The organism is Cognataquiflexum aquatile, from assembly GCF_003316845.1.
In the GTDB taxonomy this organism is placed as follows: Bacteria; Bacteroidota; Bacteroidia; order Cytophagales; family Cyclobacteriaceae; genus Cognataquiflexum; species Cognataquiflexum aquatile.
The window spans coordinates 86,588-99,113 of the sequence record NZ_QMIK01000010.1 but is presented as its reverse complement, the minus strand read 5'-3'; the positions used below and the strand labels follow the sequence as shown (position 1 = coordinate 99,113).

10 protein-coding genes are annotated in these 12,526 nt (G+C 44.5%); 4 read left to right on the top strand and 6 right to left on the bottom strand.

Annotation, left to right across the window (positions count from 1 at the left end; genetic code table 11):
• Positions 1–4 precede the first annotated feature (4 nt).
• The gene (locus DQW11_RS21700) at positions 5–2,554 is read right to left on the bottom strand and encodes a DUF7133 domain-containing protein (RefSeq protein ID WP_113926234.1); all 2,550 of its coding nucleotides are present in this window, start codon (positions 2,552–2,554) and stop codon (positions 5–7) included.
• A 203-nt stretch (positions 2,555–2,757) separates the two neighbouring features.
• Positions 2,758–3,456: a 6-phosphogluconolactonase gene (locus DQW11_RS21695; protein WP_113926233.1), complete on the bottom strand. Its 699-nt coding sequence runs from the start codon at positions 3,454–3,456 to the stop codon at positions 2,758–2,760.
• A 396-nt stretch (positions 3,457–3,852) separates the two neighbouring features.
• Here DQW11_RS21695 and DQW11_RS21690 point away from each other — a divergent pair, with 396 nt between their 5' ends.
• Together DQW11_RS21690 and DQW11_RS21685 are read left to right on the top strand one after the other, a co-directional pair.
• Positions 3,853–5,823, top strand: coding sequence for a glycoside hydrolase family 127 protein (locus tag DQW11_RS21690; RefSeq protein ID WP_113926263.1), 1,971 nt, complete (start codon positions 3,853–3,855; stop codon positions 5,821–5,823).
• Between the two features lie 53 nt (positions 5,824–5,876).
• Positions 5,877–7,244 (top strand): FAD-binding protein, encoded by a 1,368-nt coding sequence (locus DQW11_RS21685; protein WP_113926262.1) that lies wholly within the window; start codon positions 5,877–5,879, stop codon positions 7,242–7,244.
• 94 nt (positions 7,245–7,338) lie between these two features.
• On the opposite strand, the gene DQW11_RS21680 is transcribed toward DQW11_RS21685, so the two are convergent.
• From DQW11_RS21680 to DQW11_RS21665, 4 genes are all read right to left on the bottom strand, one after another.
• The gene (locus DQW11_RS21680; protein WP_113926232.1) at positions 7,339–7,836 is read right to left on the bottom strand and encodes an energy transducer TonB; all 498 of its coding nucleotides are present in this window, start codon (positions 7,834–7,836) and stop codon (positions 7,339–7,341) included.
• A 68-nt stretch (positions 7,837–7,904) separates the two neighbouring features.
• The gene (locus DQW11_RS21675; RefSeq protein ID WP_113926231.1) at positions 7,905–8,399 is read right to left on the bottom strand and encodes an energy transducer TonB; all 495 of its coding nucleotides are present in this window, start codon (positions 8,397–8,399) and stop codon (positions 7,905–7,907) included.
• 62 nt (positions 8,400–8,461) lie between these two features.
• Complete coding sequence (locus tag DQW11_RS22680) at positions 8,462–9,736, bottom strand: TonB family protein (protein WP_113926230.1); 1,275 nt, start codon at positions 9,734–9,736, stop codon at positions 8,462–8,464.
• Positions 9,733–10,107, bottom strand: coding sequence for a BlaI/MecI/CopY family transcriptional regulator (locus DQW11_RS21665; protein WP_113926229.1), 375 nt, complete (start codon positions 10,105–10,107; stop codon positions 9,733–9,735). Before DQW11_RS21665 ends, DQW11_RS22680 begins: the two co-directional genes overlap by 4 nt.
• 217 nt (positions 10,108–10,324) lie before the next feature.
• Between DQW11_RS21665 and DQW11_RS21660 the strand changes: the two genes are divergently transcribed.
• The gene (locus DQW11_RS21660; protein WP_113926228.1) at positions 10,325–10,819 is read left to right on the top strand and encodes a DoxX family membrane protein; all 495 of its coding nucleotides are present in this window, start codon (positions 10,325–10,327) and stop codon (positions 10,817–10,819) included.
• A gap of 5 nt (positions 10,820–10,824) precedes the next feature.
• Positions 10,825–12,453, top strand: a complete 1,629-nt coding sequence (locus DQW11_RS21655; protein ID WP_113926227.1) for a Gfo/Idh/MocA family protein — start codon at positions 10,825–10,827, stop codon at positions 12,451–12,453.
• Positions 12,454–12,526 lie beyond the last annotated feature (73 nt).

Sequence of the window (12,526 nt, the reverse complement as noted above, 5' to 3'; positions counted from 1 at the left end):
GTTTTTAGGTAGGTTTGAGGACAGACAAGGAGTCGGTATGCTTGATTAGTTCCGGGGCGGTCCATGGATACACCCTTCCCTGCGAGGTATGCCGGGTAGAGGAAACAGTTCTGCCGCTAATGGCAGGAGCTTGGTTTCCCCATTCATTTCGGATATAGGTCAATATCGCTGCAATGGAAGCGTCATCCATGGTCGAATGGGCGGGCATGACGGGAAGGATTTCCGGAGCGTCATATTTTTTACCTGTTACTTCCAAAGGACCTTCCATGCCATGAAGGAGGATGAGTGAAAGCCGGATTTCATCACCGATCACCCATTCCGAAGCCGCCAACGGCGGTCCCATTCTGTTGACTCCGGCGCCGTCCGAACCGTGACACCCGGCACAGGTTACCAGGTATTTTTGCCTGCCCATCGCAAACTGCTGCATCCCTTTTTCATCAAGAGAATTGGATGACATTTCTAACACTTTTGGTGTATAGCCAGGCCAAGAAAACATGGATTTCAGCATCTCAACTCTTGCAGGTTCGATTTTAAGGTCAGTTCTTTTAAAGATTGGAGGTTCTTTTTTCAAAGTCAAAGGTCCTTTTGCTCTACTATTTGCAGCTTGGATGGCCATTCCGGTAAGGACGACCTGCTGTTTCCAATCCGAATCCTTAGGAGAATCATCCAATATTGTCAGCAGGCTTTCCAGTTCTTTTGGATCTCTTTTCTTGACAATGGAAACAGTCAGCATTTCCAGAAAAATTTCTTTGGAAGGATCTGTTATCTTCCAATTTTCAGATATCCATAACTTATCCAAGAAATCAAATTCTCGGTTACCAAGACTACTCATGACCGCATCCCTGACCAAGGCATTGTCCCCAAAACGGAAAATCACATTCTCCAATATTTCCGAAGCATCTTCCTGATTCAAGGCATAAGCACTCAAAGCCATTTGCAGAGAAACTTCAACAGGAGCATCCTTTATTTTGGATGATAATGATTGCCCGAGTTTGGTCTGAATATTATTCTCTTGGAGAGCAAAGTTTTCCAAAAGCCGCATGGATGTATTTTGCATCAAAAGAGATGGATCATCAAGTAAGTCGAAAAGCAAGTCTGTTGCTATCAAACCCAAACCTTCCAAAGTCCAAAGTCCGTGGAACCTGCCCAATTCGGTTTTTCCGTTTCGGACCAAGTCTTCCAAATCCGATTTTATGGATACATCCTCCCGCTCGACCAACAGTCTTTGGGCCATGTCCCGGTGCCAACCATCAGGATGGGAAAGTCGCTTGATTAGCTCTTGGGAGCTTTCTTTGGAAAGTTTTGGATTTGGGGAAGGTTCCCAATCTTCCGGAACTATCCTCCAGATTCTGCCCAGATGAACCGGAAAAACCAAGTCTCGCTTCAAGGTCTGCTCTCTCAAATAGGGGGTCACATAAGATCCATGTTGCACCATTCCCCTATACATGTCAGCAATATACATTGCGCCATCCGGTCCAATAGTTGAATTAACAGGCCTGAAGCGCTCATCCGTGGAGGCCAAAAATTCTTTACCCGGGTTTGGGTCATAAGCTTCCAAAAGGAGATCTTTTTGGATGATAACGTTCCTTTTTACAAGGTTTCCTGCATTTTCACAGACAAAAGCATTACCATAATATTCCTTTGGAAATAATGTGCTCCTGAATACGAGAGGAGAGCATGCTGATGTAAATTCAAGAAGTTTTCCTTCTTCATCCAAAGTACCGGGGATATAACCCCTGTTCACAGCTAGATTTGGCCTTATCGGAAATATCCGTCGGTCTATCGTTAGGCCGTGATCAATGCCCGTAGAAGGAGAGTGGTTTTTGTTTCGGGAAAGGTAATTGGCAGGAACAAGGTCGGCATGCAGTTGGGACCAATTGTAATTGTAAAACAACCTTCCCTGATCGTCATGGCTGACACCCCATTGACCCCGGGCTTCGGTGCTGTCGCGGACCCATTCTCCGCCTAGGTTTTTGTACCGCAACTTTGACTTCACATTGTAATACCAGTTGTCAATATTCCTCAAAAGGCCATTATCGGAATGCTCGGGAATGCCGTTTTGGGAATATGTAGAGTCCAAAAGTACTTTTGAATCCGCTTTGAGGTCACCATCTGTGTCTTTTGTGATCCAAAGGGAATTGTTCTCGGCGACTAGGGCACCACCTTTTATAAGTCCCAAAGCCCTTGGCATGATGAGACTGTCAAGGTAGATTGTGCTTTTGTCCATCATTCCGTCGCCATCTTCGTCCTCCAAAACAGAAATTCTACCGAGAGGTTGCTGCTCTTCAGTACCATCTATGTCGGTCATGAATCCCCTCATTTCGACAACCCAAAGCCTGCCATCTTCATCGAATGTCAGGGCTATCGGATCCTGCACCATGGGTTCAGCCGCTACCAACTGGATTTTGAATCCCTTTTCAATTTCAAAAGTCTCGAGTTCTTCTTGGGGTGATTTTGGCGGAGAGGAATCTGCCGGAATAGGAGCCTTCTTTTCTGAGCAACGGCCCAGAATCAACAGTGAAAACAGGATTAAAAATTTCCGGATAATAGGCATGAACGGGTTTATTGCTAATCGGACCAAAATTTGATTTCCAGTCAATTAAGTCCCTGAAAATCAAAATGCAGCTCAAACCCAAATTGCAATTTATTCCCCTGATACACAAGCATCTTTTATAGCGACTGAAAAAAATCTGACGGTTGGTAAAAAATGGAACCAATCAAGGAAGGACCTACTTTTTTCCGGACTTTGAATTCAGCTTACAAGCTGTTTTTATCTATCAAACACTCCACATTGGGATGCATCCAAAGGAATGATGCGGGACATTGTGTTGATATTTTTCTGTCAAAAATCTGTTTGATGGCTTCCTGTTTGCCTTTGCCTGTGATGAGAAATATTATTTTTCTTGTCTCAAGAATATCCTTCATGCCCACACACAATCCATAAGCCGGTTCCGGACCTTGTGACAATGCCGGGTCATGCTGTATGGTAGAAGGTGCCAAGGTGGCTTTATGAAAATATGGCTGCAAAAAATCAGCAGGTTCATTGAAAGCAATGTGGGCGTTTTTTCCCAATCCCAAAATACAAATGTCAAAGGGCCCTTGATCGCTGATAAAGTTTTGCATTCTCGTGCACTCGGCCGCTACCGATTCGGGTGCAGCATCAAATCCAACATACCTTTCAGCCGGGATTTCCAAAGGTTCCAAGACATGTTTTTTGATGTAGGATTCACAGGAATCAGGATGGGAGAGCGGAATGATTCCCCACTCGTCCATTTTGACGACGCGCATCCGGTCAAAGAGGGATTTATTTTTCGCCATTTCGGCGTACATTCCCGTAGGAGAATTTCCCGTAGCGGCACAAAACAAAAGGTCTCTTTTTAGCTGAACTTCATCCATGACAAGTTTTGCAGCATATTGGCTTAGGGAATCGTAATTTTCAAGATAGGTGATTTTCATAATCCAAATCTATCAAAACCATCAATGAAATCAGAAAATCCGGGCAGGTAATTGCCCATGATGGTTTCCTCTATTTTGATTTAATGTATGTACACAATTATGTCAGTAGATTGGCTATCCATTTAAATTTTTGTCTGCAGACTGAAATATCCGGTACATCGGTCTTCCGACTTCCGTCTTCCGTCTCCATGAAGAAGAATATAGCGTTACTGGCAAAGAAGCGTTTATCCATGTTTGATTTTACCATTCAGGTATAAATTCTGGCAAAATTGCTTCAATTGGATATATTTGTATAGATGGTCAAAATCCATTGTCTGATTTGGATTCCTGTTTTTGATCTTCACAGAAATCCGTTCAAGGCCTTGCTTTCTGCTTCAAATCCAACCCAAAAATCCCATGAAAACCCATGTATTCCTGCTTTCTCTCCTGGTGCTTTTTGTTTCTGAAAAAGCTACAAGCCAATCCGGATTGGTCAGGCTGACACCTGTCAGTTACTCGGAAGTGACGATCACAGATGCTTTTTGGAAACCAAAACTGGAAAAAGTAGCTTCCACCGCCTTGCAGGTTTGTATCCAACAAACGGAGGTGGAGACCGGACGGATCCGCAATTTTGAAAAAGCTGCAAGAAAATCCGGGGAGTCCCATGAAGGGATTTACTATGATGACAGTGATGTCTACAAGGCCTTGGAGGCCATTGCCTATTCCCTCAAAAACCAATCTGATCCTGCACTTGAAGCCAAGGCGGACGAATGGATCGATAAGATCGCTGCAGCTCAGGAGGCTGACGGCTACATTAGCACCTTTTATTCTTTGACGGGATTGGAAAATAGGTGGCAAAATATGGACATGCACGAGGATTATTGTGCCGGTCATCTGATAGAAGCTGGCGTAGCTTATTACCAAAGCACAGGAAAGAGAAAACTCCTGGATGTCGGTATCAGGATGGCAGACCATATTGATAAGACTTTCAGACAGGCAAACAGACCTTGGGTCTCAGGCCATCAGGAGATCGAACTGGCTTTGGTCAAATTGTACAAGTTGACCGAAGAGGAAAGGTACCTCGAACTTTCGGATTGGTTTTTGGACCAAAGGGGCCGTGGCCATGGAGTAGGAGGGATCTGGGAAAACAAGCATTGGGGGCCCAAATATGCCCAAGATGACGTGCCTGTCAAGGAACAAAAAGAAATCACTGGACATGCCGTCCGGGCTATGTATCTCTACACCGGTGCCGCAGATGTTGCCGCAGCAAAAAATGACGACGGGTACATGAATGCCATGAAAACCGTGTGGGAAGATGTGGTCTACCGCAACATGTACATCACAGGAGGCATTGGTTCCTCAGGCAGCAATGAAGGTTTTTCAGTCGATTATGACCTGCCAAACGAAAGGGCTTACAGTGAAACCTGCGCCTCAGTAGGAATGGTTTTCTGGAATCAGCGCATGAATTCCTTGGAAGGGGACTCCAAATACATCGATGTCCTGGAGAGGAGCCTTTACAATGCAGCTTTGGACGGTTTGAGCCTACAGGGCGACAGGTTTTTTTATGGAAACCCCCTTGCTTCCAATGGGCAACATTCCCGCAGGGCATGGTTTGGAACAGCTTGCTGTCCTTCGAATATTTCCCGCTTGGTGGCTTCTGTCGGTGACTATATCTATGCTACTTCGGAAGATGGTATTTGGGTTAACTTATTTATCGGAAGTCAGACCAATATCCAAATGGGAAAGGTAAATGTGCCGGTCGAAATCAAAACCAATTTCCCAATGGATGGGGTGGTGAACATCGCCATGAATCCTGAGAAAAAAACCACCTTCAGCCTCAATTTAAGGTTGCCCGGATGGGCAAAAGAACAGCCGGTACCTGGGGATTTGTATCGATTCGAAGGTACAGCCAAAGAAAAATTCACCGTGACACTCAACGGCAAGCCTGTGGAATACACCCAGGAAAATGGATACATCACCATATCAAGAAAATGGAGCAAAGGTGACATTGTCCAATATTCGTTGCCGATGGAAATCAGGAAAATAAAATCAAGAAATGAAGTGGAAGCCAATCGGGACAGGATTGCTTTGCAAAGAGGACCTTTGGTTTATTGTGTGGAGGGTGCTGATAATGCCGGAAGGGCTTGGAACATTGTGGTTCCGGCGAATACCGAATTTCAGGAAGTAGAATATCAGGTTCTGAATGAAAGGGTGATGGCCATTCAGGCAAATGTGCCGGTGGTGACCGTTTCGGAGGATGGGTCCACTGTAAAAACTGAAACCAAGAGCATCACCGCCATTCCTTATTACACTTGGGCCAACCGTGGAGCAAGTGAAATGCAGGTTTGGCTACCGACCAAAGTGAAAGAACTGAAGGTGAATTATTGAGAAAGCATTATTGCCATTTAACAATAGAATTTTCTTCCTTTCCTAAATCCAAAATGAAAAAAAGAACCTTCCTCAAAAACTCTTCTCTCCTCGTTGGAGGGGTATTGATCCAACCGATACTATCCTGTTCCCCTCAAAAACCTACTGAAACGATGACCTCCGAAACCTTGAAAAACTGGGCTGAAAATTTTGAGTTCAGCACGACCAATGTTCATTATCCCAAAACCGTGGAAGAAGTACAGGCCTTGGTTAAAAAATGTGAGAAACTGAGGGTATTGGGTTCGAGGCATTCTTTCAACAGGATTGCTGACAGCAACGATAACCTCATTTCATTCCAAAATCTGAACAAAATCATTTCCTTGGACACGGAAAAAAACCAAGTGACGGTAGAAGGTGGCATCAAGTACGGGGAACTCTGCGCCTACCTCCATCAAAACGGATATGCCCTCCATAACCTCGCCTCTCTTCCGCATATCTCTGTTGCCGGAACGATAGCCACAGCCACCCATGGTTCGGGGGTGGATAACGGCAACCTTTCCACAGGTGTTGTAGCTATCGAGTTTGTCAACGCCAAAGGTGAGTTGGTTCAGCTTTCAAAGGAAAAAGATCCGGATTTTTTTGGTGCCGTAGTTGGATTGGGAGGATTTGGCCCTGTGACCAAAGTGACTTTGGACCTGCTTCCCACTTTTGAGGTCGCTCAGGTCGTGTACATGGATATGCCAATGACCGCCCTGAAGGAGAATTTCCAAGAAATCATGGCTTCGGGGTATAGTGTGAGTTTTTTTCTTGATTGGAAAAGTGACAATGTCAACGAAGTCTGGATAAAGAGAAAAGTTGTCCCGGGCGAGACGTTGGATTTTCCGGAGGAGTTTTACGGTGCCAAACAGGCAAAAGTACATATGCATCCTGTGCAGGAAATGTCTGCCGAAAGCTGTTCTGAGCAATTGGCTATTCCCGGTCCATGGTATGAGCGCTTGCCACATTTCAAAATGGAATTTCAGCCAAGTGCAGGCAAGGAACTCCAATCAGAATATTTTGTACCAATGGCAAATGGCTACGAAGCGCTGATGGCGGTGAAGGAAATGGCAGATCAAATCTCTTCTCACCTTTTCATCTCCGAAATCAGAAGTATCAAAGCGGATGAATTGTGGATGAGTACCTGCTACCAAAGGGATTCCATCGCGGTTCATACCACTTGGAAACAAGAAATTCCTGAAGTCATGGCACTTTTACCTAAGATGGAAGCCAAGTTGGAACCGTTTAGTCCAAGACCACACTGGGCGAAGTTATTCACCATTTCCTCCCAAAAACTCCAAGAGCGGTATCCAAAAATGGAGGAATTCAAATCCCTTCTCGCCAAACACGACCCCGAAGGAAAATTCCGAAACGGGTTTTTAGATGAACATCTTTATGGCATGTAGAATGGTAAAAAGTTAAATTAGTTTTTAGGGCAGATTATACCACTGTTTAGGAAAAAAGAGGGATTCCCATCTGAGAATCCCTCTTTTTGATTGTTCAAGATTTATCCTTTTTGCCAAGAGCATATTGGACCGGCAGCCTCATTCGGGATCTGACTATTTTACCGTCTTTTTTTCCGGGAGTCCAGTTTGGCGAAGCTTTGACTACCCTCAGGGCCTCTTCGTCACAGCCTCCCCCGATTCCTCTGAGAATCTCCGCATTACTTACAGAACCATCTTTATTGATAATAAAAGTGATGTACACAGTCCCTTCAATCCCTTTGTCTTTGGCCAAGGTTGGATACTTGAGATTGTCTTTCATGAAGTTGCCCCAAGCTTCAATTCCACCTGGAAATTCGGGAACTTCATCCACCACATCAAAGACTTCATCGGATGAACTTTGTGGGGAATTCTCTCCCATCGGAATGTCCATGGTTTTTGAAAAAGCGGAATCTTTGGAGCTTTTGCAGGAGATGACAAATACCATCATGGACAGTAGAATGATGGCCAACAGGAAATTGTTTGTACTTTTTGATCTTGATGCGCTGGTGTTCATTTAGGGAAGGTGTTTGATTGGTTAAATTGATTTTACAAAAGGTGATTTATTGAAATGGTTTATGGACTTTAGGCGATTACTTCTTTGTCCCCAAGTTTGAATTGGATCGGAACCCGCATCCTGACATTGACGATATGTCCCCGCTGTTTGCCCGGTGTCCAGTTTGGTGATTCTTTGATGATGCGCAAAGCCTCCTCGTCACAGCCGGCTCCGATACCTCGGAGCAACTCTGCATTTTTGATTGATCCATCTTTCCTGATTTCAAAGACCACATACACAGTTCCCTCGATTCCCATTTCCCTGGCTTTTTCAGGATATTTGAGGTTGTTTCCCAAGAATTCTACCCAAGCTTCCATCCCTCCCGGAAACGTCGGGGATTCTTCTACAACATCAAATACCTCATCACTTTGAATGGTTTTGCTGGTGACTTCGCCATTTTCCAATACTACTTTCTCGTCATATCCTTGAAAGTCACAGGAAAAAAATACGATCATCAGTCCCATTAGCGGGAGGGCAGTGAGAAGCCTGCTTTTGTAATTTGGGTTAAAATTGTTTGCTTTCATCTTGTGGTTAGTTTATATGGTTGATTTATTTTGATTATCTGGTATGCTTTTTCGATAAGGATTTAACCCAACTGAAACCTGATCGGTATCCTCATCCTGACGTTGACCAATCTTCCCCTTTGTTTTCCCGGGGTCCATTTTGGAGACTCTCCTATCACTCGTATCGCTTCCTCATCGCAGCCACCGCCGATTCCCCTCAACAATTCGATATTGTGCACACTGCCATCGGTTCTTATTTCAAACACGGCGTAGACAGTTCCCTCGATTCCCATACTTCGGGCCTGCTTGGGATATTTGAGGTTCTTTCTCAAGAAATCATTCCATGCTTCCATCCCTCCGGGAAACTCCGGTGACTCTTCCACGACATCGAAAACTTCATCTGCACTTAAAATTTCGACTATTGGATCATCATTTTTTGGTGGGGCAAACTCCATTGTCATGGGGATATCCATGTTTTCGGAAAAGGAATTCTCGGAGGTCTTGTCACAGGCAAAAACAAAAACCATCAATCCCAAAAGCGGCAGTGCAAGCAAAAACCTTCCTTTATGTACCAACCCGGATTTGTTGGCATTCATCATCAGGATTCTTTTTTTGAGCTGAAACTGGTTGAAGTTGTTCACAAACTGCTGTTCTTTTTTGGTAACAGTCAGGTTAAAAAGCAACTGTGCATATTCCTTTTTGGGATGGACATTGGTCACTTTGGTGTCCGCCTGAAATTCATGGACTTCATGGATACTGGATTCAAAGGCTTTGATAAGCGGGTGAAACCAGAAAATCGCTTTGCTTACCTGCACAAAAATCAGATCCAATGTATGGAGCTTGGAGGCATGTTCCGATTCGTGAAGAATGATCAATTCCTGTGCTTTATTTCCTGCCTGATATGCCGGCAAAAGGATGAAGCTAAAGAAGGATGATGGTGGAAATTTTGGGTTTACGACGATAGTCAATCCATTGTGGCGGAATTTTTCTGAGGACCTGATCAAACTGAAAGTTTTGATAATCCCTGTTGCCAACCGTGTGGCAGTCCAAAGGAATCCGGCACCATAAAGAAAGATTGCCGCATATATCAGAATGGATTTTGCTGATATCCCTTCCTCAGGAGTCAGGGCAAATTCCGGCAAGTAATAGGAAAATACCTCAGGATTTAAACCCGAAACTGAACTTTGGTTGAGTTCAAAGGAAAGTAGAGGGAGTACCAATGCCGATGCCAAGGAACCCAAAAGGTATGCCCTGTTCCATCCAAAAAACGTAAGTTTGGAAAGAAACACAATGTAGAAGGCGTATAGCAAGAGCAGGATAATGCTGCCTTCCAAGAGGTAGTTGAATAATGTGGTCATGGCTGAGAGGAGTTACCCATGTTGTCGATCAATTTTTGAAGTTCTTCCATATCTTTTTCAGATAACCCTTTTTCCTTTACCATAAAGGACAATACATTCTCTACCGAGCCATCAAAATAGTCTTCCACCAATTCATTGAAGCTGTTTTTGCGGTAGTCAGATTGGGAAACCGTTGGAAAATATTCGAGTATTTTGCCGTAGGATTTGTGGTCGAGAAATCCTTTTTTTTCAAGTAGCTTGATGTTGGAGGCGAGTGTCGTGTAGGGAGGCTTAGGTTCGGGCAGTTCATTCAGAACATCCCTTACCAAAGCTCGCTTCAGCTTCCAGAATATCCGCATCAGCGTCTCTTCGTATTTTGTCAATGTTTCCATAAAATAAATGTAAAAGAAAGATTTTAGACTTCCTACGAAAAATTCGTAATTCTACGAAAAAAACATTTTTAAACCATTCCTCCTATTAGAAATTCCTTTTATTTCCTCCCAAAAACCCTGCAGGACAGTGAGATATACATCATGTTTCGGATTGATTTATGTCATGTTTTTTTGGGGTTTGATGTGGTAATATCGTGCATCAATAAACAAAAAACCTATGGATCAAACTTCCAGATTTACCTCATTGCAAACAGGCAGCCTGGTGCTGCTTCGCTTGCTGATCGGTTGGCACTTTTTGTACGAAGGTGTCATTAAATTATACAGTCCCTCCTGGACTGCTAAAGGATACTTGCTCAGTGCGAGTTATATGGAGTCTTTTTTCAGATGGATGGCCAGCGAGACCATCATTCCTGTCATCGATACGCTCAATATCGGCGCTCTGCTTTTGGTAGGATTTAGCCTTATCATCGGTGTCAAGACCAATTGGGCCTGTATCATCGGAATTGGCTTGTTGTTGCTGTACTATTTGGCACATCCGCCATTTCCCGGATATCCTCAGGGACCAAGCGAGGGAAGCTATTGGCTGGTCAACAAAAACCTCATTGAGGCCGCGGCGCTCTTTGTGATCTATTTATTCCCTACCCAATATGCCTTCGGTTTGGCTAAGCTTTTTGCCAAGCAGAAGACAGTATCCACTAACCCAATAAACTGAAGCACATGGCAACTGACAAGAATTTATTCAAAGGCTTTTCCCGAAGGGAATGGCTCAAAATACTCGGAGGTATTCCGATTTTTGGTGCAGTATGGACAGCAGGTTTCAGGTCTAATGAAAAGGCATTGAGCGAGCGTAATCTTTTGCTCGAAACCCTCAATATCAAAGCTTCAGCACCTCCCGCTTCAGGCCCTATGACCGGGGAACCGCTACGGGTCGGCCTGATTGGGTTTGGGATAAGAGGCGAGCAACTGATGCGGTCTTTGGGTTTTGCAACCACAGAATGGATCGATGACATGGTCAAATCCGCTGCAGAAAATCCTGATGACAAACGATTGGCAGAATTTCAGGCACAAGAAAGCCTCAACGTCAAGCTGACTGCAATCTGCGATATTTTTGACGTGAGGGCAGAAAAGGCGTTAAAATCATTCAATACAGAAGAGAATCCCTGCAAGCGCTACAAGACACATTTGGAATTATTCAACAGCGGTGAGGTGGATGCAGTCATCATTGCGACACCGGACCATTGGCATGCACCGATGGCCATTGCCGCCATTGAGGCCGGCCTACATGTATATGTTGAAAAACCCATGACCCATACCATTCAGGAAACCTATGACCTGAGGGAAGCTTGCCGTAAAAACCCGGATATCAAATTTGCGGTCGGACATCAGCATCGTCAAACCCAGAGTTTTCTGACTGCACAGGATGCCATTGCCAAAAATACCTTAGGCCATGTGTCTTTGGTCGTGACGGCTACCAACAGAAATGACGACAACGGTGCCTGGCAATATGACATCCATCCGGATGCTTCAACCGAGACAATTGATTGGAACGCCTTCTTAGGCACCGCTCCCCAAATCCCATTCAATGCTGAACATTTTTTCCGATGGAGAAAATGGTGGGCTTATGGTTCAGGTTTGTCAGGGGATTTATTGACCCATGATTATGATAGGATCAATTGTGTTTTGAAAATGGGAATTCCCAAATACATCACAGGTTCAGGAGGGGTTTACACCCACAGGGACGGAAGAAATGTTCCTGATGTGATGCAAATCAACATGGATTTTCCGGAATTCAGTACCGGTACGAGTCAGACCCCCGGCAAAGAAAAAGGGATGACCTTGGTCTACAGTGCTACTTTGGGCAATCAGTTTGATAGGGGCACGGTATTGATGGGACATGATGCTTCCATGGAGTTGGGAAATATGGTCACGATCTATGCCGATCCTAGGTCCACCAAGTACAAAGACCTGATCAAAGAAAACAGGGTAGATCCATCCGTTCCGATCTACCAATATGACCCAAGTGCCAATGGCGTAGATGCGGTCACTTCAGCCACAGCCAAATATTTTGCCAACAAGGGTTTACTATGGACCTACCGAGACGGCAAAAGAGTGGACTCTACATTCCTTCACCTCAGAGAATGGATGAGCTGTGTCCGTAACGGCGGTGAACCCAGCTGTGGAATCACTGAGGGATTTGAAGAAGCCATCACAGCGCATATGGGCGGCCTATCTTACAAAATCGGCAGACGCATAGAATGGGATGCCGAGAATGAACAAATCATCGCCCTTCCCGGAGAAAACCTCGATGAAATCCTTCTCAACAATGACGATGTTTTCATTTCTTGAAAAACGGGATAATTTGGATTAAACAAAAAAAGGGTTTCCGTTAATGGAAACCCTTTTTTTCTTAAATATTTTC